General features: G+C 68.9%; 32 protein-coding genes. All 32 read right to left on the bottom strand.

What is annotated here, in order from left to right:
• Positions 1 to 51: 51 nt before the first annotated feature.
• Positions 52 to 312, bottom strand: a complete 261-nt coding sequence (locus ACZCAH_RS10695) for a holin (protein ID WP_464341062.1) — start codon at positions 310 to 312, stop codon at positions 52 to 54.
• Positions 309 to 749: a hypothetical protein gene (locus tag ACZCAH_RS10690; protein WP_464341061.1), complete on the bottom strand. Its 441-nt coding sequence runs from the start codon at positions 747 to 749 to the stop codon at positions 309 to 311. Before ACZCAH_RS10690 ends, ACZCAH_RS10695 begins: the two co-directional genes overlap by 4 nt.
• On the bottom strand, positions 742 to 1257 hold the full coding sequence (locus ACZCAH_RS10685) for a hypothetical protein (RefSeq protein WP_464341060.1): 516 nt from the start codon (positions 1255 to 1257) through the stop codon (positions 742 to 744). The genes ACZCAH_RS10690 and ACZCAH_RS10685 overlap by 8 nt, the downstream gene beginning before the upstream one ends.
• Entirely contained in the window at positions 1254 to 2393 is a 1140-nt protein-coding gene (locus tag ACZCAH_RS10680) for a peptidoglycan recognition protein family protein (RefSeq protein ID WP_464341059.1), read from the bottom strand. Before ACZCAH_RS10680 ends, ACZCAH_RS10685 begins: the two co-directional genes overlap by 4 nt.
• Before the next feature lie 104 nt (positions 2394 to 2497).
• Positions 2498 to 4726 carry a glycosyl hydrolase family 28-related protein gene (locus tag ACZCAH_RS10675; RefSeq protein WP_464341058.1) on the bottom strand — a complete coding sequence of 743 codons (2229 nt, stop codon included), beginning with the start codon at positions 4724 to 4726 and terminating at the stop codon, positions 2498 to 2500.
• A gap of 72 nt (positions 4727 to 4798) precedes the next feature.
• On the bottom strand, positions 4799 to 5332 hold the full coding sequence (locus ACZCAH_RS10670) for a hypothetical protein (RefSeq protein ID WP_464341057.1): 534 nt from the start codon (positions 5330 to 5332) through the stop codon (positions 4799 to 4801).
• Positions 5329 to 7200: a M14 family zinc carboxypeptidase gene (locus tag ACZCAH_RS10665; RefSeq protein ID WP_464341056.1), complete on the bottom strand. Its 1872-nt coding sequence runs from the start codon at positions 7198 to 7200 to the stop codon at positions 5329 to 5331. Before ACZCAH_RS10665 ends, ACZCAH_RS10670 begins: the two co-directional genes overlap by 4 nt.
• Positions 7197 to 7397: a hypothetical protein gene (locus ACZCAH_RS10660; RefSeq protein WP_464341055.1), complete on the bottom strand. Its 201-nt coding sequence runs from the start codon at positions 7395 to 7397 to the stop codon at positions 7197 to 7199. Before ACZCAH_RS10660 ends, ACZCAH_RS10665 begins: the two co-directional genes overlap by 4 nt.
• Positions 7398 to 7462: 65 nt before the next feature.
• Positions 7463 to 8134 carry a hypothetical protein gene (locus ACZCAH_RS10655; protein WP_464341054.1) on the bottom strand — a complete coding sequence of 224 codons (672 nt, stop codon included), beginning with the start codon at positions 8132 to 8134 and terminating at the stop codon, positions 7463 to 7465.
• Positions 8134 to 9261, bottom strand: coding sequence for a hypothetical protein (locus ACZCAH_RS10650; protein ID WP_464341053.1), 1128 nt, complete (start codon positions 9259 to 9261; stop codon positions 8134 to 8136). Before ACZCAH_RS10650 ends, ACZCAH_RS10655 begins: the two co-directional genes overlap by 1 nt.
• Entirely contained in the window at positions 9252 to 9974 is a 723-nt protein-coding gene (locus tag ACZCAH_RS10645) for a phage tail family protein (RefSeq protein ID WP_464341052.1), read from the bottom strand. Before ACZCAH_RS10645 ends, ACZCAH_RS10650 begins: the two co-directional genes overlap by 10 nt.
• A gap of 65 nt (positions 9975 to 10039) precedes the next feature.
• Complete coding sequence (locus ACZCAH_RS10640) at positions 10040 to 13093, bottom strand: phage tail tape measure protein (protein ID WP_464341051.1); 3054 nt, start codon at positions 13091 to 13093, stop codon at positions 10040 to 10042.
• Between the two features lie 10 nt (positions 13094 to 13103).
• Positions 13104 to 13376 carry a hypothetical protein gene (locus tag ACZCAH_RS10635; RefSeq protein WP_464341050.1) on the bottom strand — a complete coding sequence of 91 codons (273 nt, stop codon included), beginning with the start codon at positions 13374 to 13376 and terminating at the stop codon, positions 13104 to 13106.
• Positions 13377 to 13432: 56 nt separating this feature from the next.
• On the bottom strand, positions 13433 to 13951 hold the full coding sequence (locus ACZCAH_RS10630; protein ID WP_464341049.1) for a hypothetical protein: 519 nt from the start codon (positions 13949 to 13951) through the stop codon (positions 13433 to 13435).
• 75 nt (positions 13952 to 14026) lie between these two features.
• The gene (locus ACZCAH_RS10625) at positions 14027 to 14557 is read right to left on the bottom strand and encodes a phage tail tube protein (RefSeq protein WP_464341048.1); all 531 of its coding nucleotides are present in this window, start codon (positions 14555 to 14557) and stop codon (positions 14027 to 14029) included.
• The gene (locus ACZCAH_RS10620; RefSeq protein WP_464341047.1) at positions 14554 to 14784 is read right to left on the bottom strand and encodes a hypothetical protein; all 231 of its coding nucleotides are present in this window, start codon (positions 14782 to 14784) and stop codon (positions 14554 to 14556) included. Before ACZCAH_RS10620 ends, ACZCAH_RS10625 begins: the two co-directional genes overlap by 4 nt.
• Positions 14781 to 15083, bottom strand: coding sequence for a hypothetical protein (locus tag ACZCAH_RS10615; protein WP_464341046.1), 303 nt, complete (start codon positions 15081 to 15083; stop codon positions 14781 to 14783). The genes ACZCAH_RS10620 and ACZCAH_RS10615 overlap by 4 nt, the downstream gene beginning before the upstream one ends.
• Complete coding sequence (locus ACZCAH_RS10610; RefSeq protein ID WP_464341045.1) at positions 15080 to 15493, bottom strand: hypothetical protein; 414 nt, start codon at positions 15491 to 15493, stop codon at positions 15080 to 15082. The genes ACZCAH_RS10615 and ACZCAH_RS10610 overlap by 4 nt, the downstream gene beginning before the upstream one ends.
• Before the next feature lies 1 nt (position 15494).
• Positions 15495 to 15827 (bottom strand): HK97-gp10 family putative phage morphogenesis protein, encoded by a 333-nt coding sequence (locus ACZCAH_RS10605; protein WP_464341044.1) that lies wholly within the window; start codon positions 15825 to 15827, stop codon positions 15495 to 15497.
• Between the two features lie 11 nt (positions 15828 to 15838).
• A complete protein-coding gene (locus tag ACZCAH_RS10600) occupies positions 15839 to 16204 on the bottom strand; it encodes a DUF6093 family protein (protein WP_464341043.1) in 366 nt (121 codons plus the stop codon).
• A gap of 1 nt (position 16205) precedes the next feature.
• Positions 16206 to 16655, bottom strand: coding sequence for a hypothetical protein (locus ACZCAH_RS10595; RefSeq protein WP_464341042.1), 450 nt, complete (start codon positions 16653 to 16655; stop codon positions 16206 to 16208).
• Positions 16656 to 16674: 19 nt separating this feature from the next.
• Positions 16675 to 16839 (bottom strand): hypothetical protein, encoded by a 165-nt coding sequence (locus tag ACZCAH_RS10590; protein WP_464341041.1) that lies wholly within the window; start codon positions 16837 to 16839, stop codon positions 16675 to 16677.
• The gene (locus ACZCAH_RS10585; protein ID WP_464341040.1) at positions 16836 to 17783 is read right to left on the bottom strand and encodes a phage major capsid protein; all 948 of its coding nucleotides are present in this window, start codon (positions 17781 to 17783) and stop codon (positions 16836 to 16838) included. The genes ACZCAH_RS10590 and ACZCAH_RS10585 overlap by 4 nt, the downstream gene beginning before the upstream one ends.
• A gap of 17 nt (positions 17784 to 17800) precedes the next feature.
• A complete protein-coding gene (locus ACZCAH_RS10580) occupies positions 17801 to 18373 on the bottom strand; it encodes a hypothetical protein (RefSeq protein ID WP_464341039.1) in 573 nt (190 codons plus the stop codon).
• Between the two features lie 222 nt (positions 18374 to 18595).
• Positions 18596 to 19642, bottom strand: a complete 1047-nt coding sequence (locus ACZCAH_RS10575; protein WP_464341038.1) for a phage minor head protein — start codon at positions 19640 to 19642, stop codon at positions 18596 to 18598.
• On the bottom strand, positions 19639 to 21180 hold the full coding sequence (locus ACZCAH_RS10570; RefSeq protein WP_464341037.1) for a phage portal protein: 1542 nt from the start codon (positions 21178 to 21180) through the stop codon (positions 19639 to 19641). Before ACZCAH_RS10570 ends, ACZCAH_RS10575 begins: the two co-directional genes overlap by 4 nt.
• 12 nt (positions 21181 to 21192) lie before the next feature.
• Positions 21193 to 22548 (bottom strand): hypothetical protein, encoded by a 1356-nt coding sequence (locus tag ACZCAH_RS10565; protein WP_464341036.1) that lies wholly within the window; start codon positions 22546 to 22548, stop codon positions 21193 to 21195.
• 37 nt (positions 22549 to 22585) lie between these two features.
• Positions 22586 to 23200 carry a hypothetical protein gene (locus tag ACZCAH_RS10560; protein ID WP_464341035.1) on the bottom strand — a complete coding sequence of 205 codons (615 nt, stop codon included), beginning with the start codon at positions 23198 to 23200 and terminating at the stop codon, positions 22586 to 22588.
• A 529-nt stretch (positions 23201 to 23729) separates the two neighbouring features.
• On the bottom strand, positions 23730 to 24428 hold the full coding sequence (locus ACZCAH_RS10555; RefSeq protein WP_464341034.1) for a hypothetical protein: 699 nt from the start codon (positions 24426 to 24428) through the stop codon (positions 23730 to 23732).
• Positions 24425 to 24730, bottom strand: a complete 306-nt coding sequence (locus ACZCAH_RS10550) for a hypothetical protein (RefSeq protein WP_464341033.1) — start codon at positions 24728 to 24730, stop codon at positions 24425 to 24427. The genes ACZCAH_RS10555 and ACZCAH_RS10550 overlap by 4 nt, the downstream gene beginning before the upstream one ends.
• Positions 24727 to 25293 (bottom strand): hypothetical protein, encoded by a 567-nt coding sequence (locus ACZCAH_RS10545; protein WP_464341032.1) that lies wholly within the window; start codon positions 25291 to 25293, stop codon positions 24727 to 24729. Before ACZCAH_RS10545 ends, ACZCAH_RS10550 begins: the two co-directional genes overlap by 4 nt.
• Positions 25290 to 26123 carry a hypothetical protein gene (locus tag ACZCAH_RS10540; protein WP_464341031.1) on the bottom strand — a complete coding sequence of 278 codons (834 nt, stop codon included), beginning with the start codon at positions 26121 to 26123 and terminating at the stop codon, positions 25290 to 25292. The genes ACZCAH_RS10545 and ACZCAH_RS10540 overlap by 4 nt, the downstream gene beginning before the upstream one ends.
• Positions 26124 to 26126 lie beyond the last annotated feature (3 nt).

The raw sequence follows: 26126 nt of genomic DNA, 5'->3' as shown, positions 1-26126 counted from the left end.
CAGCCGCCCACGCGGACGAGTAGGACGCCGAGCACAGGGGGCACTGGAACATCACTCGTCCCGGAGTGCGCGGCGACCGTGGCCGGGATCGCCCGCGGCGAACTCCGCGTTGCCGATGCTGGTGGCGACGGAGAGGACGGTCGCGAGTCCGGCGACCGAGGCGGCAGTGGTCCAGTCCGCGTCGAGGATCCCGGCGGACACGCCGACGGTCTCCGCTCCGAGCTGGGCAATGATGACGGCGACGAACGTCTGGAAGAAGGTCTTGAGTGCGCGCTCGGCAGCGCCGAACCAGAATGCGGACGTGGTGATCATGGGTTCTCCTTCGGGCGCGGCACGTGCCGCAGGTGATGGGGGTACAGGGGCGCGACGGACTCGGGGATCGGCACGACCTGGTGGTGCTGGATCAGGCCCTCCGCCACCTTCGACAGGACCAGGCCCCGGTCGGACACAGCGATGGGCACCAGGTCGGAGCGGAGGATCCGCACCTCGCCCTCGACGATCTCGAGGCGAGCGTTCACGGGTGCGACAGCGGCGGTGATCGCTGCGGACACGACCCCGCCGACGTCCACACCGACCTGGCGGGCGGACTCGTCAGCGGCCTTCGTCGCTGATCTCGTTGTCTCCTGGACTTGCTGCTTGATCTGCTGCTCGGTCCGCTCACCGGCCCGCTTCAGCCCCTGAGAGATCAGCGCGACGACGATCGCGGAGACGCCACCGATCGCGGCGACGAGCACGGTCGGGTCAGCCATACGGGACCTCCGGAATCTCGTCGGTCTCAGCCGTGAGCCGCTCCCTCGCAGCTTCCGCCACGGTGTGAGCCTCGATGACAGGCACGGCCTGGACGACGACCGTGGTGCGCATGGTGAGCGCCCATTGGATCAGCCACAGCGCCACGACGGGGAAGCCGTAGGAGACGAACCCGCCGATCGAGCCGGTCGACATGACGAAGGCGGTGGCGACGGCGAGGCCCTTGATGGAGAAGGTCCAGAGGGTCGCGGAGCGTGCCCACTCCCACCGGATCGCGAGGAGGTGGAGGGCCGCTCCAGCGGTCCACAGCCCGGCCCACACTTGCAGGGAGAACGCGGCATCGATCACGGAGGGGACCGCGCCGCCCCGACCGCCTCCGAGGGCGATGTAGAACGACGCGGCGCGGAAGGCGGCGTACGCGGCGAGGACCGTGAACAGGGCGACGTGGAACCGTGCGAGGCCGGGAGGTTGCCGGATATCAACCTCGGTGGTCGCGTGCATGGCAGTCACCCCTCGACGGTGACGGTGACGTCCGCGCTGATCGACGCGATCGCCCTGGCGACGCCCTGCTCGGCCGCGGCGGTGACCGCGTCGAGGTCGATGGGGGTGCCGGTGCTGGCCGCGGCCTGGATGGCGGCGAGGATCGCCTTGTCGCGGGCCTCCGCGGCTAGTGCGAGGGTCTTCGCGTCCGCGACCTCCTGCCGGAGGGTGACGTCCTTCCCGCCGCGGCGGATCGGGCCGGTCTGCTCGCGTGCGGCGAGGGCGGCGGTCTTCGCGTCGGCGACCTCCTGCCGGATGGTGATCTGCTTGCCGCCGCGGTGGATCGGTGCGAGCCATGCGTGGATGTCGTCGAGCTTGTCGAGCTTGGACACTGCTGCCTCCAGGTGGGTTCGGGTGGCGGGGCCGGGTCGGCCGTCCGCCGGGGTGATGCCGAGATCCTGCTGAGCGGCTTGGGTCGCGGCCTCGGTCCGCGCGCCGTACTTCCCGTCGATCGGGCCGGGGTCGTAGCCGAGGGCGGTAAGCCAGGTCTGGGTCTTGTCGACGTCCGCGAACTCACCGCTGGCTTCGGGGGCCTGGTCGGTGACGGTGCCACCGATGCTCACGGCGGCGATCCGGGACCTGAGACCGGACATGCCGCCAGGGAGTCCGGCAGGGTCGATCTTCCCGGTGCTGCTGTACTCGAGGTGTCCCCAGTGCTGGGAGGCGGACAGCCCGTACAGGTCGGAGAGCGCCGCCCCGAGCTTCGGCATCGCGGCGAGCTGCGCCGGGGTCCAGTCCCAGGGGCGCACCCCAGCGGACTCCATCTCGATCCCGACCAGGCGCGTGTTCCCCCCATTGGTCGGGACTCCCGAAACGCGGCCCTTCCCGGCATGGTTCGCCTTCCCCGCGCCGACGACCCACACTGTGCCGTCCCGGTCGAGGCCGAGGTGGCACAGCGGCCCGGACAGGCCAGCCCTACCCTCGCGGAGGATCAGACGGGACGGATAGGTGCCGGAGCGCGCACCCGCGGTGTGATGCCAGAGCACGCCCGAGACCGATCGCATCTGTGAGCCGCCGGACGCGCCACGGGTCCGCCACCCCGACTCGAAGCGGACGCTCAGTCCGTAGCGGGGGTCCGCGAGATCAGCGAGCTTCGTCAGCCACATCAGCGTCCTCCTCGGTCATGTCGTCCCAGCAGTGGTCGGTCATGGGGTGCCTCCTGGGCATGAGAAAGGCCCCGGACCATGAGCGGTCGCGGGGCCTGGTGGGGTTACTTGATGACGACGGTCTTCCCGTCAGACAAGTCCGTGATCGTGCAGCCGTTCACCGCCGCGGTGACGCGGGTGCAGGTCGCGGCGAAGCGGATCTCCCGAGTAGCGGAGAAGTTCCCCGCAACGAACGCGTCCGTGAGGTTCCGCAGGTACATGCCGTACGAGGACTGTCCTCGCATCGAGTTGCCGTGGATGAGTAGGCGCGTGATCGGCAGGGTCGGGGAGGCCATATAGACGCCCTGGACTCCGCCGTCGAAGACGTTCTGCGACACGTCCAAGTCATTGACCGTGGTCGTGACGTAGAGGCCGTAGCCGGTGGCGGGGACCGAGAAGTAGTTCCCGCAGACTTGGACCTTGTCGAGGACCGTCGTGCTCGCGCCGAGGTAGACGGCCCACTTGCAGTCGACGATCGAGTTGTCCGCGACGACAAGGCTCTTCGTCGTCCCGTCCGGCGTCTCGATGCGGACGCCCGTGTCGAAGCCGCGGATGACGTTGCCGGTGACGCGGACGTTGTCACCGACCATCCCGACGCGCACACCGAACGGGGACCCGCCCAGGCTGACGGACTTCCCGGTGATGGTGTTGCCGGAGACGAGGGCGTTCGCGCCACGGATCTTGATGCCCGTCGACTCGGAGGTCAGGGCGTTGCCGACGACCGTCACATACTCGCCGCCGCGGTGTGTGTCGATCGGGGCCTGCCAAGACCCGTTTGCAGTGCATCCGGTGATCGTGATGATACGGGGGATGCCGCGGCTGGCGGTCGACGCCGCGAGCAGCGACTGCGACGTGGAGGTGGTGACGAGGTGGCGGTCGTTCCAGGAGGAGCAACCACGGATGGACGCCATCTGGCACGCTCCGGTGAGAGCGACCCCGTACTGCAAGGGGGTGAAGCTGGGATGGAAGCGGAAGTAGCAGTCAGCGACGGACAACCCCACCACCGACTGCATGAGGAGGCACTTATTCTCGATGTGCTCGAAGTGGACGTCGGTGACCGACACATCCCGGGCGAGAGAGAACTCCACCGCAGTGTCCCCGTACCCCGCCGAGTTGATGCCCTTCCCTCGAATCGAGAGACCTGAGATGGCACCCGTAGAGAGGTTCGCGCGCTCCACTCGGCCCGCGGACGCCTGCGTGTAGGTGTCGTACACGGACCCGGCGAGGGTGAGGACGCTCCCGGCGACAGTGAGGACTCGCTGAAACTCGCCCTTCACGGCTTCCCCGCTGAGGGTCGTCTCGTCCGCAGTGATGCGGACCCAGTCACCGGCCTGGAAGGTGTGGCCGGGGGAGACGGTGACTTGCGCGTCCCCGACGACCGTGTCGACGGTGAGGGGTGACGGGTCCGAGACGGTGCCCTTCGCCCAGGCGAGGAGGCTCGTCGCCGCGAACCCGGGCCTGGTCGACCAGTCGAGGAGGCTGGCCCCGGATCCGGCCCCGGAGACGCTGGTGCCGGTGGGGACGGTCAGCGGGCCCGTGAGACGGTACGCGCCCGGGGGGAAGTACACGGACCCGCCCGCACCCGCGTTGAGGGCGGCCTGCACGGCGGTCGTGTCATCGGTGGTCCCGTCGCCGAGTGCGCCGTACTCCTTGACGGAGGTGTGGGCACGGTAGGTGCGGTCGAGAGCGGCGGTGGTCGCCCCGTCGCCGGTGACGAGGAGGGCGACTCCCGCGTCGGTGGCCTGCGCGGCGGTCGACGCGGCGAGGGCCGCATCGTTCGCGGCCTGTGCTGCGGTGGCGGCGTCGGTGGCGGCCTGCTGTGCGAGCACGGCGAGGGCCTCCGCCTGCTCCGTCCCGATCCCCGTTGACGAGGGGACCTTCACCACCGTCGTCAGGTCGATGGTCGCCCCCGAGGGGAGCGCCATGGAATGCGACGCGACCTGCGGGCGGACACCATTCACCGTCCCGAACGTGTAGGTGACATTCCATGTCCATCCCTGAACGGACAGGTCCGGGTCATCTGTCGCGATGAGCCGCAGCCCCCGCGTACCCGCCTTCGACGGGTCCGCAGGATCAGGGGCGCACAGGTAACCCTCGGAGTCGAGGACTCCGATGATCGGGACCTTGAGGATGGTCGTGCCCTCGGTCGGATCGGGGAGGTAGGGGACGGACGCGGTGAACGCGATCGTCCCCGAGGCGGGGAGGGCGTCCGGTTCGTTATCGGGGTCTGGTCCGTCAGCGACGCCGATGATGAATCGGCCAACGACCTTCCCCGTGTCAACATTCGTTGGCATCGCCATTGCGGCCACCTTTCGGGCATAAAAAAAGCCCCACCAGGCGGGGCGTCATGATTATCGGTGCGGAGGTCAGATGGTTGTCGCCTCACCAGGGAGCGTCCCCGTAGGGCGAGCATCAGGGGACCACCACGAGAACTCGCCACTGATCGGATTGGTCGGATGGGTAGCCGACCCGGTCGACATCAGCATCCACGCCACATTCGCCGCCGAATACAGACCAATCTCGGACGGTGCCTCCTGCTGCCTGCCGTCCGCAAGGAAGTACATCTCCCCGGTGTGACGGAACCCGGTAGGCAACGACGCGAGCAGAATTGACCCCGTCCCCGCGGGGACCTGTACCGATTCGAGACGGATCGTCGTCATGTCGTGCCCGCCCACGCAGGACCGCTTGATCTTCACCGCCCCCGTCACGCCCGACGCGGGGCTGATGAGACGCCACCCCGTAGTCCAGCTGAGATTGTCCAGGGCGGCCTGGAGGCCGGTCACGTCGGTGACCGGGTGCGAGTGCTCGGCGGGCGTGAACGTGGACGGCTTGCCGGTGACCTCCGACCAGGGGTGGGTGTGCGTGCGCGGAGCGTGCCGCCAATTGATCGGGGTGCTCACACTGCCTCCTTCGCCGAGGTGAATGCGTCAAGCTCGCGATAGACGACCTCCACGACCTCACGGAACGCGAGGCGAGCGACATGCGCCTGCCAGTGCGGGTTGGGTGAGTACCGCCCATAGGTGTTGCGGTGGGAGGGAATCTCGATCAGCAGAGGCGCGATCCCGTCCACGGCGGAGACCTCGTGAACGAATGTGCCCTCCGTGGTCGGGTCACCGGGGTTGCCGTACATGCGGACAGGCTGACCCTCGTCCTCAAGCATCGAGAACACCGCGTCATAGAGACGCTGCGATCGCTCGGTCGTGGCGGTCGAGGCTGCGGGGTTGCGGGTCTCGCGGATGGAGACCTCCTGCGGGTATCCGAAGCCGTGCGCATCCACAGCCGCGACCACGGGGTAGTTCGCGAACACGGTGAGGATCGCTTGCGTCTCCGGTTCGACACGGGCGGCGGAACCCCAGTCGCGGTTGATGTTCACGCCGTTCGCGTTCGTCCGGGACACGTCGACCCGGTCAGGGTTCACGGTCGGGACGATCACGACACACACCTCGAACAGGGCGAGGGTGGTGGCCTGCGCCAGTTCCCGAGCGAAGATCAGCGCGCCCTCACGCGCACCCATCTCGTCGCCATGCTGAGTCGCCATGAGCAGGATCGTCGGGTTCGGGGTGCCGCGCCAGCCAACCTTGTTCCCGATCTGGATTCCCTGCACAGTCCGGCCCTCAACGGACGTCCCGAGGTCCAGCAGAGTCACGGCCTGATGTTGGGCCAGGGACTCGAGATACTGCTGCTCCTGCGCCCGGGTCGTCCACTCGCCCGTGGTCTCCATCGCCGTGCGCGCCTCGCCGCCAGCACCGGCACCGGCACCGCCGCCTCCCGCGCCCGACCACGGCCCCCAGAAGGTGCCCGACGAGCCGACCCCGGAACGGATCTTCACCACGCCGTCCTGGTTCGTGGCGCGCTGGAGATTCCAGCTAGTGCCCAGGCGCAGGAACTCCAGCGCGTAAGACGTGCCCAGCCACTCATCCGGTCCGTTGACCACGGGTCGGCTCGCGGTCACGCGGTAGGTGCGATAGCTGGTGAGCAGGTTCAGGTCCGTGCCAGCGTCCAGCAGGATTGCGTCGAACGGGTTGGCGGGGAGCCAGGGATGCCAGGTCGTGCCGTTGAAGCGGCGGCGGTTCAGCACGCCGTAAGGGTCGTCGTACTCCTGAATCACGGCGGAGCCGTTGAGGTAGTACGACCGGAACACCGCGAGATTGTCCCCGACGCCCGACGGGTAGTTGGTGATCCCCCTAGTGGGTCCGGTCCGCCACTGCCCAGACTGCATCATCGTGTTCAGGTCGACGTTTTCGAGGACAGCGATGGGGCCGTTCGCGTCGGCCTGCGGGATACGCAGATCGAGAGTCAGGATCCCGCTAGAGAGCGACGCGCTGCCGGACGCGGGGGACCCTGTGGTGACATTCAGTGCCACGCCGGTGACAGCCCACTGGAGTTCCCGACCGCGGAGAGGGCGGATGTTCGGGAGGGCCGACAGGGCGATGGACGTCGAGCCTGCGGGGACGCGGATCGCCTTCTGCGACCCCCACGAGGTCGAGACGAGGATCGCCCACTCTTTGCCGCACCAAGTCTTCACGTCCGCCGAGTAGACCGGGAGGCGGATCGACCCGTTCCCCTGAGAGTCGAGGACCACCTCGGCGGACGTCTTCGCGATCACGTCACCCCCAGACGTGACGTCCAGCGAGTCCGAGAGCGCGAACCGCACCCTCTCGCCCGCGAGCGACTTGCCGCCCTCGGTGATGTCGGTCGCGGAGATCGTCACGACACGAGACGGCATCCCCGGTGCGAGATCCACCGGGGGAACAATCACGCTGGTCATTCGGCCTCCTCAGTCAGCTGGATCCCGTGATCCACGGTCTGAAGCACCCCACCGGACACGACCGGATGCCCGTCCTCATCGACCTGGACAGTGACGACATGCGCCCACGTCGGAGACAGGGACACGCTCACAGTCAGGTCAGGGTCGAGGGCGAGCAGGGCGTAGGCGGCGCGGACCTGGGCAGTCGTGATTTCCATGGGTGCCTCCTGGGCATGGCTAGAAGCCCCAGCACGCGACGCGTGGGGGCGAGAAGATCGGGGGGTCAGGCGGGGAAGTCGTTCGGGAACGGGCCGCCGCCCGACCGGTACAGGTTCCGGTTGATCCAGGCGATGATCTGGTCCGCCTTGTCCCGCGCCTCATTTGCGACGGTCTGTGCGTCACCCGCCCGCTGGTAGGCGGCGTCGGCGCGAGACTGAGCGGTCGCGGCATCCGAGATACCAGTCCCCGCACGCGAGTACGCGGAGTCTGCGCGAGACTGTGCCGTCGCCGCATTCGACAGGGCCGTCCCAGCACGCGACCACGCATCATCCGCCCGGCCCTGCGCCGTGGCCGCGTCCGCGACGCCCTTGTCCGCGCGAGACTGTGCCGTCGTGATCCGGGTGTTGTGCGACGCCAGCGTCCCGTCCTGCGCCGCGTTCTTCGCGTCGATCCGGGACACGTCCCCGTCATGCCCATCCAGCCGGCCATCCTGGGCGTCATCCTTCGCCCGGATGCTGTCGAGGAGCGGAGTCAGGCCAGTGAGCGTGCCGCGAGACTCCACCGACGCACCCGTCGACCCGAAGGAGAACAGCGTCCGTCCGTCGTCCGCGAGCGCCGACGCCTCACCATCACCCGGACCCCATGATGTAGGGCCCGGGCGAGCAGTGTTGATCGCGTCGATACGGCGGGCCAGCTCCCGGAGGTTGTCCTCGATGTCCTGCGGAAACACCGGCATCACCTCACTAGATCGAGTGTGTAGTTCGTCGGATCCGACGACCGCCAGGACCAGCCGACGCAGCGGACCGTCCCCGACTCCGCGGCACGAGTCCATGTCGCGTCCGACCGCCACTGATACCGCTCGCCCGTGCGGGGCGTGTACCGGTCAGCGGGGAGAGTCGCTGTGAAAGCCCGCGACTCAGGGCTGAACCGGGAGAGCGCGCGCCTAGTGGAGCGGCGGAGTTGAGCCATCGTCCCCGCGCTAGGGTCGGTGATCAGGCGCGTCTTCACCGGCTCACCCGACAGGCGATCACGGGACGCGAAAGCCTCACCGATCTGCTTCGCCCCGGAGCCTGATCCCCAGCCGTACACCGTGGATGCCGACGACGACTCAGACCACGACCACGACGCATCCAGCAGAGACGCGGGAGGAGCACCAGGCCCCGCGATCTCGAGCGTGATGTCGTCCCGCACCATGGAGAGGACCGGCTGCCCGACCTCCAGCGTGCGAGTCACACGGAGCGGCACCCACCCGTCGAGCACGAGACCCGACCGGATCACCCACTCGAACGGGCCACCCTCAGCCTCCATCAGATCAGCGATGTGGTCCGCGTAGGTACGGCGGAGCTTCCGCCCGTCAACGGGGACAGTCGCACCCGTGTGCGACACCCAGGACTGGAGATCCACGGCCACGGTCTGCGACCGGGAGAACAGCAACCCGAGCATCTCCCGCATCGTGACGACGGGGTCGCGGGTGACCGGCTCACCCTTCGCCGTCAGGAAGTTCTCCACCAGCAGCACGTGGGAGGCGTAGCCCGCGAACTCCGGGCCGGACAGCGTGACCATGGGCGAGGCGTAGGTGCCTTCCACGTCACTGATCCACCACTCGCCCAGCTCCCGCGACGTCGGAGGGTTCCCGACACCAGTGGACACGCCCTCCATGATCGGGACGAGCGTGCACCGACCACCGCGGATCAGGTCCACGGTGGCTCGCGCCTGGGTCATTGACCCGCCGAGCTTCCGCAGATCCATCGATGCCGAGGCCCGCCCCGGCTTGAGTGACGAGGTCAGCTGCACGTCCTCCAGGGGGACCGTGTCGATGAAGTCGCCCGTCATGAAGTCCGCGAGGAACCAGGTCACATCCACGACGACCTCCACGATGCAGTGACCGACCCGGTACCGCTACCGGTGCGAGACAGAGTCGTCGACCCCGGGGGCAGGCTGAGCCATGTCCCTGACGCTAGACGGCGAGAGTGCGCGGTCGTCGCTGGATCGCGGACCGTTCGCCGTTCCATGTCCACGCGGATCTCCTGCCCCGACGCGACAGTGCCGCTGTACTGCCACGCCCCACCGGACCATGAGATCCCCGGATTCGTGAGCGGGCCTTTCAGAGAGAGCGTGAGCGCTGCCGGGGCATCACCCAGATTCCGAGCCGCCACCCCACCCGACGTGACCGCCAGCGATTGCTGGTCCACCGAGACGCGCCGCCAGTCGACGGTCTCGAGCTGCATCGTCCACCGGGCGAACGTCGGTCCGTCGGTGGTGATCTGCACGGGCCGCATCCTGGCCACCTCGACCTGACGGACGAGTCCCGTGTGGACGGTCTCGTCCACGGTGAGGGTCTCGTACCGGCCGAGGGCAGACAGGGCCATGACCCGGTCCGCGAGGTCCTCGTGGTCCTGGGCGACGATGTCGCCCTCGAGGATCAGCGACCTGGGCGAGTAGTAGACGTCGCCACGGACAGCCCCGTCCCGTGCCTCGTAGGAGACCGGCCCTCCGGTGGCGGGGGCACCGCCCTCCCAGCCGTCGAGCGATACTAGCCCGTACCCGATCGCGGGTCCGTTCGAGATCGCCTCCACGTCCCCGATCTGGACGGTCATGCACGGTTCCTCATGCGACCAGCCACAGGTCATGCCCCCTCCTCTCACATGGTGATCGCTGCGCCCGACAGGACGTGCTGCATCTGCGCCCGCGACTCGCGAGCGACCTCGTACGCGTTCAGACCGTTGATCTGCTGGGACACGTTCACGCCACCAGCGCCCGCCCGGGCCCCGAGGGACGCGGCCAGCTCAGCGCGGGACGCCCCAGCGTTGATCGCCGCGAGCGTCCGGTCGTGCTGCGCCGAGGAGACAGGGTTGATGACCCACTCCCCGCCCGCGAGAGGCTGGGAGAGTGTCTGCCCGCCGGCGGCGAGGGGCCACAGGACGTTGTCGACCCCCGGCCCCGGATACGGTGCAGGGACCATGCCGTAGCCCGCTCCCACGCTCCCGCCGCTGGCGAGCCCCGGGAGCCGCCCCCCATCAGCCCGCCCGAAAGCGGCGCTGATCCCTCCCTGCACGGTCGCGATGACCGACATGTAGCGGGTACGGGTGAGGACGTCGATAGCGGACTCCGCGGCCCTCGTCGACGCGTCCACCTTCACAGTGCCCGTCTTCGAGTCGGCATACGACTTCGCGCCATCCGCCGAAGCCTTCGCCGGAGCGTTGTTGCCGTCGACCGTGACAGTGCCGGTCTCGCCGTTGATCGCCGCGATCAGCCAATACAGCGACTCCTCCGCTGGCATCGTGATCCCGTTGATGGTCACTTCACCGTCGGAGGAGTTGATCTCCGCCTCGAGGAGTTCGAGCGCTTCCTCGGCGTTGACCGTGTCGCCGTTGATCTCGACCGTCCCACCCTGGTCGGTGATCGTCGTGTACAGGCGGCGGAGCTCTTCCTCCGCGAAGTACGTGTTCGCGTCGATGTTGATCGGGGCGGTGCCGTTCATGACGGTGCCCTTGAACTCCACCACTTCGTCCTCAGCGGGGCTGGTGTCCGCGCCGATGGACACGACAGCCTCATCGACGGCACGCTGGGTGAACGCGAGGATCTCCGCGTCCGCGGGGCCCGTGTTCGCGGTGACCACGATCTCCACGCCCTCGCCCGCGAGGTCGATGACCCGGTCGAGGGCGTCCTCCGCGTCGACGGTCTCGCCGTTGATGTTGACGGTGCCGTTCGACGCGGAGACCTCGGCGATGAGGGCGTTCATCGCCTCCTCGCCACCGGTCGTGTCACCGTTGATGGTGATCGTCCCGTCGGGGAGCCCGTCCACGTAGGCGACGAAGTCGTCGAGGTCCGCGACCATGCCGTTCACGGCGTCGTTGATCTCGGCCTGCATCACCGCGCCGCCCGTGAAGTCACGGAACTTCGCCTCGGCGTCGTCGATCGCGGGCAGGACCGTGTCCCGCACCAGGTCCGCGGCCTCGTCCGAGTTGTCGGCGAAGGTCTGCATGTCGTCCGCGGCGTTCTGGATGTCCTGGCCGAGGGACGCGAGTTCGAAGTCGCCGGTCATCACGCCGAAGCCCTCGACTGCGCGGCCGATGTTGCGGACGACCCCGTCGAGAGCACCCGACACGTTGCCCATCACTTCGACGGTGGTCGCCGCGAACTCCACCGCAGCACGGGCCAGACCGAAGAAGCCGAGGCCCATGTTGACGAGGAACTGGGTGATCTCCGCGGAGTGGGTCGACACCCACCCGGCCACGTCCTGTAGTGGTTCCTCGAATGTGGATGCGAGGCCGCCGAGGAGGTTCGTTGCTGCGGTCGTGACGGTCCGGGTCGCGGACTCGAGCGACGACGCCGCGTTGTCGGACATGCGGTTCATCGCGTCTTCGGTCGTGTCGCCGACGTTCACCCACGAGTCGGCCAGGCCGTCGAGGTCCATCGCGAGCAGGTTCGCGCCGTTGCCCATGTCCTCCCACATGGTGCCGAACAGCGCGACGCCCACAGCATCGCGGGCGTCTTCGTCGAGCGCCCGGATCCCATCGAGGACTAGGTCGAGACCTTCCTTCGCCTCGTCACCACCGGCTCGGAACTTCTTGCCCATGTCATCGGCGTCAAGCTTGAGCGCCTCAAACGCGCCCCGCGTGGCCTTCGAGTCGTCGCGGGCCCGGATCGAGAATTCCTTGAGCGCGTCCGCTGCCACGTCACTGTTACGGGCACCAGCGTCCATCGCCTGCTCGATCAGTCCGCCAGCCTCGGCACCGGACAGCCCGAGAGACTGGAACATCGAGGAGTACTCGCGGAGGGTGTCGAGCCAGTCCTCGGACCGGTTCAGCCCCTCCTGCTGGCCGCGGATGATGACGTCGAACGCCTCCTCCGCGTTCGCGGCGAGGCCGTTCTTGATCATGTTGCCTGCGGCCTCCGCCGCTTCGGTCACGTCGACGCCGACGATCTCCTCGAGAGCCGCCATCTGCTCGATCACGGCCTGGATCTCGCGGCCCGTCGCGTCCTCGTCGATCAGCCCGTTCTCCAGCGCCTTCTGGGCGCGGCCCATGTTCTCGTCGAGGCTGTCGCCCCACGCGTTGGCGTACGCGGCACCAGCGGCGACACCAAACTTCCGGGCGGTGCCCTCGTCGAGCCCGGAGCGGACCCCGAACACGTCCTCGGCGCGCAGCGACTCGAGGACCGCTCCGATCACGCCGGATGCGACGTACCCTCCGACAGCGGCGACGAGACCCGCCACAGCACCGAGGACGGGCGTCGAGTTCAGGCCATCGAGCAGCGCCTCACCAGCTCGAGCCCCAGCGGAGTCGCCAGCCTCCTCGGCAGCGTCCCCCATCCCGTCGAAGGCGTCAGCGGTGGAGTCCGCGTCGACGGTGACGACCGCCTCCGCCTTCATGCCCTGGAACTCTCGGAGGGTCGCCTCCGCCTTGGCGAGCTCAGAGAGTGCCGAATCGACGTCCGCTTCGACCCGCACTTCGGGGTCGAGTTTCTCGAGGGCGTCTAGCTCGGCCTTCATCTCCCGCACCCACGCCTCGGCGTCGGCGATGTCGACGTCGATCTTCGGCTTGACGTCCCGCTTACCGGTCTTGTCGAGGGAGGCGTCGAGCTTGTCCGCCGCGTCGGCGGCCTTGTCCGTGTCCCTCGCCAGGTCGACCATCGACCGCTGAGCACGGGTGACGACAGCCTCATAGATCGTGCGGACAGTCTGGTCAGCCACCCGGTACCTCCTACGTGTTCTTCGCCCTCGACAGGTCGAGGGTGATGTGCGGGACGACCGTGGAGACGTACGGGTCGTTCTTGAACCGCTCCATCGCCATCTGCAAGGCCCGCGACCGGAAACAGCGAGTCGTGGTCACGACCCATGCGTGCTGGTAGGCGGGGTTCTGGCAGAGCCGTTCCGGGTCGTCGCCGCCACAGACCGGGCACTTCTTGGCGTCCTTCGCCGCGAGGGCGAGGGCCCAGTCCCGGTCGTTGTCGTCCGCCTCATCCCAGGCGGACATGGGCATCCCGTAGTCGCGCGCCGTCCTCGCCTCCATCAGGAGGTCGGGGGAGTCGGTCAGGAGACGCGCAGCAGAGGGACCCGCGACTCGCCCTGGGTCTGGAGTGCGAGCGCGGTGCGGAACCACTGCTCGAAGTCGTACGGGGAGACGCCGTCGTCATCGTCGAGGAGGGCGTCGAGGTCGAGGTCGACCAGCTGGCCAGTGTGATCGACAGCGTTGACGGTCGTGGCACGGATCAGCGCGGCACCGAACGTATCCGCGTTGTATCCGACCTTCGCGTCGAGCTCGTCGCCGTCCTTCGGGGGGTGGTTCTTGAGCAGGTTTCGGTACGCGCCGGCGGCGAGTGTGCGGACCCGGACGTGCAGCTTCCCCGTGTCGATGGCTGCCTGGTGCTTGTCAGCGTCGGCGCGGGCGGCGTTGAGCTTCCGCGTGACGGGGGCGGTCTTCCCCTTGGTGGTGCGGGCGAGTTCGAGGCTGAGCCGCTTTTCTTCGCGGCGTGCCGCGTCCAGTGCAGCAACCGCGTCGGAGTGAGCGTCGATCGTGATGGTGACCGTCGCAGTGGCGCGGGTGACCATGGTGTCTCCTTAAGGGGGATGGTGGGGGATGGTGTCCGGTCCGCTGACTCCCCCGAATCAGCGGACCGGACGGTCTCAGGCCCCGGTGAGGGACACGTTCGGGACGAACAGCGACCCGGCCAGATCGGCGCGGAACATCAGGTCCTCCTCCGCGGACGCGGCGAGAAGGTGAGCCTTCTGCGACACGGTCACCCGCCACAGGTCGCCCTTCGTTGAGGAGGTCGGAGCCTGGTCCTGGTCCCAGCCGTTCGCGATGAACAGGAACACGTCACCACCTTCCGGCAGCGCACCGTAGGCCAGGTTGATCGTCTCCGTGTCCGCGGCCTGCTGGTCGTAGACCGCGGTGAGCGTGCCGGAGATCGTCTCCCCGATCTTGATCTCCCGGGCGACCTTCTCGCAGGCCCGCTGCCGGGACCGGGTGGTCGCGGTACGGTCCAGGGCGAGACCGCCGAAGTCGTAGTAGCAGTCCATCTTCTGACCGGCGGTGACGGCGGCGAGCGGGATGCTGGTGGTGTCGTCGGTGATGTTGGGCAGGTCTGCGGCGTCGATCGCCCAGACGGGCTGACGGCCAGCAGCCTGGACGCCGTCGATAGCGGTGATGCTCATGCTTCCTCCTCGCCCGTGGCGGGCTGACTGGGGGTGAACCGTCCGTGCGAGTCACGGGCGGGCTGGAGATTCTTCTTGGGGGTCGGGGGCAGCCATGCGCCGTACTGGTCGACGGCGGGACGGTCCTCGAGGATCTCGTCGCCGCGTCGGGCGGCGAGGTGTCGGGTGGTGGTGTAGAGGTCGCCCGTGTCGTGGTTGCGGGCACGGACGGGGCGGTGCGGGTTCACCGGGGCTCCTCGTAGGTTGCGGCGAACACGGACGGCTTACACGGGTAGAACTCGCCCTCCACGCCACGGATGACCCACCATCCGGGGCCAGCGTCGAGGTTGCGGCCTTCGAGGGTGTCGACGGCGATGGTGTGGCCGCCCTCTCCACCGCTGCACGGGTCACTCGTGCAGGCGTAGGTCGCTGTGCCGCCGTTGCCCAGTACCCAGTCGATGACGGCTGTGGCTCCTGCGGCGGTGCCGTCCCACTGCATCGCCTCGATCTCGACGGGTTTCTTGCGGAACTTCTGGGGGGTGCTCATGTGGGGTCCTTCGTGATCGCGTCGAACTGGATGGAGAGCGAGACACGAACGGGGTCCGTGCCCGGCTCCGGGGTGGGCTGAGTGCCCGTGAAACCGCCCTCGCGAACCCGCCCGCCCCCGGGACCGGATGCGGTGAGGCGTGCACCTTCGAGGGCCTTCCGGCCCTTCCCGACGGCGGCAAGAGCGTCCAGCACCGTCGCCCCCACGAACACGGCGGTCACGGAGTCGGTGCGCTGGTGCACGGGGGCACCGTTGCGGGACTGCTCGGTGCCGGCGGTGGGCCACAGGACGCAGCACTGGACGACCCGACCCCCGCTCGTGGGGAGGGTGTCGGCAGGGCCGAAGAACGTGGGCAGAGCCGCGTTCAAGGTGCGCTGGACCTCGGAGTGCCATGCGGTCAGAGACGCCATGTCACCCCTCCCCGAGACGTGCCATCGCCTCGTAGAACCGTTCCTTGTGGCGATCGGTGGCCTGTCCAAGGAACGGTCTCGGCGGCATCTTCGAGGTGCCGTCGTGGACGAACTGCGCGTAGGACGCGGTGGCGACGACAGCGCCCCGCAGACGCCCGTTCGAGTAGGCACTGGTGACGCTGTTCCACAGGTTGCCGGTGTCGACCGCCTTCATCGCGGTGATGTTCCGCTTCGCGTCCGCCTCGGTTTCGGACGTGACCTTCACGACGACCTCGGCGGCGCGCTCGGGGAGAGTGTCAGCCTGCCCCCGCAGGTCCGCTGCGTGTCGGCGCATCGCGTCCCCACTCACAGGGCACCACACGCCATCCGGCACGCCGTGGGGATCCCAGCCGCTTCCACGGCCTGCACCCACACCGTGCCCGGCACGCCCGCCGGCGGATCCGTGATCGTGACCCGGTCGCCCTCCACGATCTCGAACCCGTGCGGGATCGTGACCATGGCAGTGCGGGGGACGACCAGCTCACCCGACGCGGTGACGATCGGGGTGCCGTGAGGCACCGCGACACGGGCCGGGCCCGGGCCACCATCGGGAGCGCGGTAGACCGGGGACCACGACTCCACGTACTGCTGCGCGTCCTCATCCCAGACTCGTTCGCCCGGGCGGTCGACCTCGACCGACTCCCACATCAGGGAGACCTGGTCGGCTCGCATCTCATCCAGTTCGCCAGGGGTCAACATCCGGTGTCACCCCCTCGAACGCGGACCGGGGCACGGGCCCGAGCGCAGGGCCGAGGTCGATCACCTGCACCGGACCGGACGGGAACGCGAGCCCCCGATACTTCGCGGCGAGAGCCTCGAAGTCCGCGGCGGTGGACCCCTCAGAGCGGGTCACGCTGGACCCTTCCGAGGAGAACGATGACACCCGCGACACCTTGGTCACGACGGCCTGCGCGGCCTTCATGTCCATCAGCAGCGCCGCCGCGTACCAGCCGTTCCACGTCGGCACGTACCCGGGATCCGGGAGGAACCTGCCCTCCGCGTCGACGACCCGCGACGCGTTCACCGCGACGTTCACCTGGTCGTCCGTGAGGGTGGGCGCGGTGTCCACGCCGACTGTCGCACCGAGCCACGCCCGGAGTTCCTGCTCGCTCGTGAACACCACGCCCGATCACCTCCCTGGTTCAGCCCTCGACGGGCTCCTTCGACTTCGACGTTCGACGCCGAGACGGCTTCGGGGTCTCGTCCGCCTTCACGGACCACCCCAGCCGCTCGAGAGCGGCCAGCCCCGACGGGGACGGGGCATGGACCTCGAGGTCCACGCGCCCGTCCGTCACGACCACGCTCACGGGGTCACGTCGGGCGTGATGACGCCGGCCGGGTAGCGGGTCGCCGCGTCGCCGTTCACGCGGGTCAGCGGGTTCGCGACCTGGAAGCCGACACGGAACACGACGCGCATGATCTGCGAGTCCTGCTGCGGCGCGTTGAAGATGACCTTGCCGTCCGCGTCGGTGATCACGGCCTGGTCGAGCATCTTGAACGTGATGTCCTGACGGACGCCGACGACGAGCTTCGACCAGTCCGCACCGATCAGGGTCGCGGCCTCCGCATCCCACGCCCCGTTCGTCACCTCGTTCAGCGGGTACCCGTACAGCGAGGACGGGGTGCCGCCGGTGAGGGACGGGGTGTAGATCGGCTGGCCGTTGTCGTCCCGGAGGCCGACGAGGCGCCAGTTCAGGCCGGGCGCGGACGCGAATCCGGAGATCGCGAACCCGTCCTGCGCGACGAGGCCACCGAGCGCGGCGACGTCGGACGCGAAGTCACGTCCGGTGCCGTCGGCGACGGTGTTGCCGGCAGCGATCGCGCCGGGCACCACGGCGGTGGGCCACGACGCGGGCTTGTCGATGCCGAACAGTGCGGCCTGGTCGACCTTCTTACCGATCGACTCGATCAGCAGGGGGCGCACCTCGTTCCACAGGGGCACGTTCGCGTCGTCGATGAGGGCGTCGGGGATCACGACGAGCGCCGCGAGCTCCTCTGCGGTCATGACGACGTTGTCCCAGGAGGACTTGGTGGTCTGCTTGAGACCGGTGTCGCCGTTGACCCAGTACGCCTCCGGCAGGGTCGACAGCACGGGCTGCTTCATCTGCTTGGTGGACATGCGCACGTTGCGGGCGCGCTGCAGGACCACGGACTGGCCGGGCGCTTCCTGGATGATCTGGTTGGAGACGTCGACGGGGATCAGGGCCTCGCCGACGTCGTTGCGGGTGATGACGTTGTTGTAACCGGCCACGATGTGGTCCTTTCGGTTCAGTTCTTGCGTGCTGCGTTGCGGATCCAGTCGCCGGGGTCGGCGGGCTGGCGGTCGGCACCCGCGGCGGCATCACGCACGCCCTGGGCCTTCTGGGGTGTCACGGCGAACCTGGGGTTCGCGGTGACGTACTCGGTGATGTGGGCCTTCACGGCGTCACGGTCCGAGGAGTCGATGGAGTCGAGCGTCTGGGTGAACGCTCGCGAGTCGAGGAGCGCGTCGACGTCCGCGATGCCGTTGCCGGCGCGGAGGACAGCGTTCTCGGCCCGCTGTGCAGCGAGGTCCTTCCCGAGCTGGTCGGGGTCGACCTCAGTGCCCTTGTCGGCGAGGCCGAGGGCCTGCAGGACGGCGTCGAGCTTGGTCTTGTTCTCCTCGGCGAGGGTCTGCGCGGCCTGGCGGTCCTTGCGCTCCTTCGCGAGGTCGTCGAGGACCTTCGCCTTCGAACCGGCGGCGTCGGGGTTCTCCTCGCCTCCCTGCGGGTCTCCCGCGGGGTCGGTGAGGGTCTGGGCCTGCGGGTCGGTGCTCTCGCCGCCCTGGGGGTCCTGCGGGTCCTGCGGGTCGGTGTCAGCCACCACGGCCTCCTCCTTCGGTTGGTGCCCGCCTCACGCGGGCATAGGGTGATCCCATGTGCGAGGAAGGCCCGCAATGGGTGGGACAGACGACGACGCGAACGATGGCCCCGGTGAGTGCCCGGGCCACGACTGGGCGATGATCAGCGCCCACCTCGACGGGTGGGGGATGTGGCGCGACTACCGGTGTCGCCTGTGCGGGGGGCTGCTCACGGCGACGCCGGATCAGGACGAGCCGGGCGGCCTACGCACCTGGTAAGAGTCGCGCCATCCGTCGGCTGAGCGGCGCACCGCCCACTTCTCCGGCGGGTACTTCCCGGCCTTCCACGCCGTGTAGCCGCGGGCGCCGAGCATGCGGCGCATGTCCTCCTCGGACATGCCGTCGAGGATCTGCTCGCGCGTCTCCCCGACCGGCTTCCGGTCCCGCATGCCAGGGAAACCCAGCTCCTCCCACGTCTTCGTGACGGGGACCCGGGAGCATCGGCAGTTCGGGTGCCCGAGCGGCCCCGGGGTCTCGGTGTCGTAGCGGGTGCCGTGCATCGACAGGCATGCGGGGCAGAGCCTCTCATCAGCGTGCGCCTGCCACTCCCACCCAGCGAGCACATCCGTGTTCGCTTCCTCCGCTGCCTTCGCCGCGGCACGGTGAGCGTCGATCTGCTCCGTGCGCGCGATGGTCATCGCCCGGGACAGCTGCAGATCGGACGCGTCCTCGAGGGCACGCACCATCCGGCGAGCCACGGCGCGTGGGTTCTCCCCGACGGCGATGCCGCGCCGGATCTCGCGGCGCATGATCCGTTCCGCGTCCGCGCCGAGCGGCATCGACTGGGAGACGATCCGCTGCGTCGTCCGCTCCACGATCGCGGCCACCTGACCGGGAGACGCCGCGACGACCGCTGCCTGCAGCTCAGCACGGCGGGCACCAGTCAGCTGCGCGGCGATCATGTCCCGCGCTCCATCGGACGCGGCCTGCGCCTCCCTGGACACCGTCACGGGAACGCCCGCGAGGGACGTCGTGACGGCCTGCTCGATCGCTTCCCGGATCGCGCGCAGACCCCGCAGGACCCGCTCGTTCCGCAGTGCTAGGCCGGCCACGGACCGGCCCTCCTCCGCGGCCTGGATCATCGCCGAAGCGATCTCCCCGGCCTCCTGCCGGGTGACACGGAGGACGTCAGCGAACGCCGCGATGAGGAGCGCCTCGTGCTCGTCGAGGTTCGTCGCGAGGAGCCGGTCCAGCTCCTCGTCGATCCGCAGGGTCTCCCGGTTGGCGGTCACGTCGCCTCGAGCCTCCCAGCCTCAGCCTCGGGGAGGCGGAGAGACGTCGGGACCGCGCCGGTGAAATCGACGTCGAGGCCGACCTTCGCGGCCGCGTCCTCCGGGTCGACGCCGGACCGGATCAGGACACCCATCGCATCGGCACGGGACTTCACATCCCCGGCATCCGACGCGGGAGTGCTGGTCTGACCCTGCTCGTACGCCTGCCGGGCGACACGACCGATGGTCGCCTCCTCCCCCGCCTGCGCTTCGAGGACCCGGTCGATGTCGTCCTGGTCCCAGCCCATCGCGCGCAGGTTCTCACCGAGGGGGAACCCGAGACGGTCCCGAGCCTCCGCGAGCTCCCACTGCTCCGTGTCATCGGTCGGTGCCGGGTCGATGAACTCCGGCAGCACGTCCGGGACGCCGAGCATGCCCATCAGCGTCCCGATCCGGCCGCGGACCGAGCGGGTGAACGACCGGACCGTCGCCGTGCGTCGCGCCGCGAGGACACGCAGCGCCGCACCAGACGGGATGTTCCCCAGATCCGGGACGACGTCCGAGACGGGTACACCGACGGTGTTCGCGATGTCGGAGTGCCAGTCCCGCTTCACGTCGAGGATGTTCTGCGACGCGGGAGGGTCGAGCTGGATCAGCTCGCTGCCCTCGCCCTCGAATGCGTAGATGGACTTCCGGGTCGGGTCGATCTTGAACTCGACCTCGCGCTGCCGGCCCGTGACCGGGTCGAGCTCCTTCGCGGCCGTGTAGCCGAGGAGGGCGCGGAGCGGGGCCGCGTACTGTTCCGTGTTCACGACGACCGCGTGCACGGCATGGTTCAGGCCGTCCTGCAGCGGGACCACGTCCCGGAGGATTGACCGGCCGTGACCGCCCTGGGTCTGCGCGTCGAAGGGGATGTGTACCCACGGCACCTGACCGAAGTCGTGCGTCTGGGTGTCCGGCTCGCCGTCGTCCCCGTAGGGCCCCCACGCGGTGTCCTGCTTCGCCCCATCCCAGGTGACCGCCTGCTTCTTGTCGGCGCGGATCATGCCGAGCGTCACCCACCGCTCCACACGGTCCGCGTAGTAAAGGTTCACTCGACCGCGGCCGTCGGACGCGATCCAGATCTTCCACGCCACATCGATCGTCGACGGGTCCTCCGGGTCGACCCGGTACCCGGCCTGGTCGGCGCGGTGATACCAGGGGCGAGGGGCCCCGTCCTTCCCCGGCCACGCGAGGATGTAAGCGTCCCCACACCGCCAGGACTCCGCGATCGTGAGGTCGATGACCATGTCGAGGTCGGTGGTGTCCGCAAGGGTCTGCGCCTTCTTGGCGCCCGCGCCGGTCCACGCCTCGATCTGCACGAGGTCGGTGAAGTTGGAGCGGACGGTGTAGCAGGCGTTCGCTCGCGCGGACTTGAGGATCCACGCGAACGAGTTCGCGAACGCGGTCGACGCGTACGGGTACGCGTGCCGGCCTTCCTCGTAGTCCCGGTACAGGTCGTACCCGGGGGCGCGGTCGATGTGGTCCTGCACTGCCTCGAGGACATCAGCGATCGGCATGCGGTCCTCCTGTCAGTGGATGCGGGACGGGGCCCGGTAGTTCTTCGGGATCGCGTACGCGAGCGCGAGCGCGTCCGCACGGTCGGGGGAGGTGACGCCACGCTTGAGCATGTCGTCCTTCGATTCGATCTTGATCTGGCCACGGGACGTGTACTCGAACCGGATCTGGCCGAGCTGGGTCGCGAGCTCGTCATCGTCAGGGTCGATGTCGATGTCGCCCTGCTCGAACCGTTCCCGCAGCCCCCAGAACCACTCAGCGCGCGCGTTGACGAACTTCCCCGTGTCCCTAGCGCCGGACCCGGCCTGCATGTCCTGCACCGGGTAGCCCTGCTCGGTGAGCATGTCCACGACACCACCACCGACGCCGACACCGTCGACGTTGATCGCGTCGGCGATGTGGGTCTGCTGGGCGTGGATCACCTGTCCGGTCGTGGCGGTGGTGGCCTGGCCCTGCCAGGTGTTGAGAACGCGGGCATGGTCGCCGGCACGGGCGATGATGACGGTCTGGTCAGTGCCGTACCGGGCGACGTCCACCCCGAGGGTCCGTTCCCCGATCGCGGGCAGCGTGCGCTGCTGGGCGGCGAGGATCCAGTCGGGCCAGATGAGCGTGTTCTCGGACGCGTCGGGGAACTCGCCGAGCACCTTCGCCTTGTAGACGGGGGAGTCCTCACCCCACCGGGTCCGCGCGTCGTCGACCCACTCGGCGGAGGGGAGGAGGGGCCGCATGTACTCCGGCACCCACTCCCCACTGAGGTTGGGGGTGTCGAAGCTGCTGATCTGCAGGACGTTCCATCCCGACCCGGGCCCGCAGACGGTGCCGAACTGTGTGTTCGGGTCGTCCGGGTTCCCGATCGCGAGGATCCGCGCATCATCGTTCGTGGTGATCGCCTCGACCGCATCCCACAGCGGGGCGGGGATGCCGCAGGCTTCGTCGAGGAGGACGAGGACGTAGCGGCGGTGGATGCCCTGGAAGCCGTGCGCGTCGTGGTCGGCGGGCTTGCGTCCCATGCCGACGAGAATGTCGCCGATCTTCCACTCGTCGTCGAGGGTGACGGTGCCGGAGAGCCCGCCCTTCCGGTGCTGCTTACGGATCTCCTCCCACAGGACGGCGTGGACCTGCTTGTAGGTCGGGGCAGTGGATACGACGATCGCCTCGCCGGGCGGGTGGGTGTCGATCCACCATGCCGCGAGCGCACCAGCGGAGAACGACTTCCCGGCACCGTGACAGGACTTCACCGCGGTGCGCCGGTTGTGGGTGACGGACTCGAAGATCGCGCGCTGCTTCGACCATAGGTGGACGCCGAGCTTGTCGGTCGCCCACGCCTTCGGGTCAGCCCGGTAGTGGGCGTCGGCGGGGGGTTCGAACATGCGGGCCGCAGCCTCGGCCCAGTCGAGGGCCGTCACGTCACGCTCCCGCTGTCAGGGCCCGAAGCTCCTCGGGGACGATGGTGGGGACGAGCTCGGCCTGCCACTCGAGCAGGTCGAGACGTTCGAGGATCTTACGGATGACGCCGGCGACGGCAGCGCCCTGGTCCTCAGCGAGCTTCACACGCCGCTCTTCGACGCCGGCACGGAGCGCGGCGGCGGCGTACTTCGCGAGCCGGTCCTGCGCGGACTCGAGCATCCTGTACGCGACCGGGGGGACGGCTTCCTCGACGGTCTTCGACATATAGCCGCCGTCCTCGCCGATCCCCACGCCCTCCTCGGTCTTCGTCTGCCCCCATGTCAGCTTCTCGGACTCGTCCTCGGCGATGCGGGCGACCTCGGCCCGCCAGTACCGGACCTCCCCGGCCGTCCACTGCACGAGCTCGAGGAGGGCCTGCGCGGGGTCGATGTCGACCGGCGCAGCGAACAGGCGCATCTTCGCAGCCGCCTTCTCCTCCGCGACACGACGCGCAGCAGCCTCACGGACCCGCGGAGCCGCACCGCCGTGGGTGACGCACACGGTCGCTCCCCGGACCGCGTACGCCTTGCAGGGTTCGCCGTTGGAGCGGTGTGCGGAGCATCGGGGAGTAGCCATGGGTCACCTCCTGAGCGGGGTAGTCATGGGTTGGTGCCCGCCTGCCTGCCCGGCGGATCATCCGGGCAGGGGCGGGTGGGGGTGGGCTGTGCCCGTGGTGTGTGGCCCCGGCACCGTCAGGGTTGTCTCTCCCTGGGGTGCCGGGGCGTGCGCCGTGCTGCTCGCGTGGGGGGCATCTGTGGCCCGGGGGTTACGCGGTGCAGGGTGGCGCGCCCGCGAGCCGGGGGCTCGAGCGGGGGTCGGGTGCTGTGACGGAGGGATTCGAACCCCCGTGCCCAGCTCTCCTGGGCGTTGGCCGCGTCGGCGTATGTCTGCGCGGTTGACCCCGTTGTGGCCGCTTCGGGTACGTCTCAGCATGCCGGGGGACACGGGCTGTCGCGTCGTCGTCTGGTCCCGGTCTTTGATCTTCGGCCGCAGTGCGCTTCGGTGAGTGGCGGGGCCGGAGTGGTGCCCCCGTAGGGGCATGAAAAGACCCTCGGGGCTGAGCCTCGAGGGTGGGAGTAGAGACACTGGTGCCTCAGTTGGAAGGTTACACGATGACAGCGACGGATGCCAGCACCGGGAATCCGTAGTGTCGGCGGAGGTCCTGGACGCACCAGTGCTTGCCCTCGGGGTCGCACCGGTAGTCGGGGTCGCGGTGTTCCCGGCGTGCCCGGTCCCGTTCAGCGTTGCGGTCCCGCTTGACCCGGTTCTCGATGCCGGGCGCGAACCTGTCCGCTTCGCGGAGGGTGAGCATCGTGTGGTCGGGGACGGCTTGGGCGTGGCGTTGGATCTCCTCGGCGTCGGCCATGGTGGGGGTGTCGTCCTTGGGGGCGTTGCCGGTGAGGCGGGCGAGCCGCCACCACAGGGCGGTGATGTCCTCGCACCATGCGTCCGCCCAGGGGGACTCGAGGATCCGTTGGGTTTCGTCCCACAGGTACCGCCAGTGCTCGGCCCAGGTCGCCCTTGCCGGGGGGACGGTGCCGCGGTGGTCGTGGATGGTGTGGGACCACTCGCGGATGATCTGGTCGGGGTGGGGGAGGTCGTCGCCGTGGTCGGCGTCGGGGGACCATGGGCCGCGCATCGCGAGGGCGTCACCGCCGGGGATCCGGTCGGTTGTGCCGCGGATGCCGGTGAGGTCCATGGAGTAGCCGGAGATGGTGAGCATGACGTCGGTGAGCTGGCCGCGCCATTGTCGGATGTTCTCGAGGCGGTCTCGCATGGTGCCGATGAGTTCGAACGAGGTCATGCTTCCTCCCAGGGGGTGACGAGGCGGGTGCGGGCGGGATACGTGTGCGTGCCGCCGTGCAGGACCGAGATGCTCAGCGCCTCTTCGCGCTCCTCCTCGGCTTCGATGGGCACGAGAGCCAGAGCCCCGACCATGCGACGCGAGGGTGCCCCGTCGTCGAAGTCGCGGCCGGAGTACCAGAGCCGGTCGTCCCACTTCACGGAGGACTCGACAGGCGGCTCGCCAACGATCGCGATCGTGCCGATGGGCAGTGCTTCGGCCTGCTCGGCGGACTCGATCAGAACAGGGCGATAGAGCTTCACGGGGTGTCCTTTCGCTGGGCGAGGGTGGCGCGGATCTGCGCGATGTACGCACGAGCACGCGCCGGGTCGACAGGCCCCTCGTACTGGCACTGGGTGCACGAGTGCGCCCACTCGCTGGGATGGGCCTTGCACTCCTTCCCGATCGGGATACGGCGACGCAGCCGGGGACGGATCCACCGGGACAGGTCCGAGGGCCGGAGATAGCCCCAGCGCCCGTCGGGGACACCGTGACGACGGAAGTGCTCCCCGGCGGCGGTGAGGGTTTCCATGGGGAGGCCGGCGAGGGGCTTGTGCCATTCGGCGAGGCGGTCGTCGAGGCGCTTCTCCGCGATCGCGCGTTCCTTCTCGGGGAGGTTCGCGGGGATCTCGGGGAACGGCTCGATGAGGCGGGCGGTTACGAGGCCGTCGAGGAACGTGGTCAGCCACTGGCGGGGTGCGGGGGTGCCTTCCCACTGGATGACGTGCTGGCTACCGTCCGCAGCGACGACGACTTCCGACGGGGCCTCGAGGCGCGAGGCATCGAGCTGCTCGCGGATGGAGACGGAGCGTTCGAGGTCGGTCATGCTTCTCCTCCGTACAGGCGTTGATGGGATGCGACGAGGGACATGCCCGAGGTGATGTCGCGGTTCGGTCGGGGTTGTTGTTGACGGGTAGGCCGCTGCGCCTGCTGGGTGAGGGTCTCGAACTTCTCTCGCAGCTTCGGGAGGGATCGGACGTTGCTGACCCAGAAGTCGTCGGCCTGTGCCCAGCGGGCGATGCGCTGGATGTCGTCGACGGAGCGGCCGTCGATGTCGATGAGCCGCCGCGCGGCGTCGCGCCATGCCTGGGTGACGGTGGGGCGCTTGCCGTTGGTGGCGGTGGACTGGCAGAGGTCGGCGAACATGGTGCAGATCTGCTCGACGTCTTCGCGGGGCGGAGGCGGCGGAGCGGCCTCCCTGCTCCCCTGATCCTCTGTTCCTCTGTTCCCCTGTTCCCCTGTTCCAGGCGCGAGGGTTTCGGGAGGGCTCGCGACACTGTCGCGAATCTCGGAGTCCTTGTAGTCCATAGTGCCGTCTGGCCTGGGGTGACGCCCCTTGCCGGGCTTGTCGATGCGCTGGTTCGAGTCCCACCACGACAGGTAGAGGAGTCGGGTGCCGTCGGCCTCGTATCGGTGGACGAATCCGTGCTGGGAGAGCTCGGAGATCGCTTCGGACACCCTCGCGAGAGTGTCGCGAGGGTTCGCGAGCATGTCGCGAGAGAACACGTCGCCGAGGATGAGGGCGATGTCGTCCTTCCCTACGCCGTTGTCGTCGACGTAGGACTCGAGGCCCTTGAGGACGAGTCGTGCATCCCAGGTGAGTCGCGAGATGCGCTCGGATCGCCAGAACTCCGGCTTGGTGCTGCGGATGCGCACAGC

It is taken from the genome of Brachybacterium sp. B718/18 (assembly GCF_055454375.1).
This window is presented reverse-complemented; position numbering and strand designations above follow the sequence as displayed.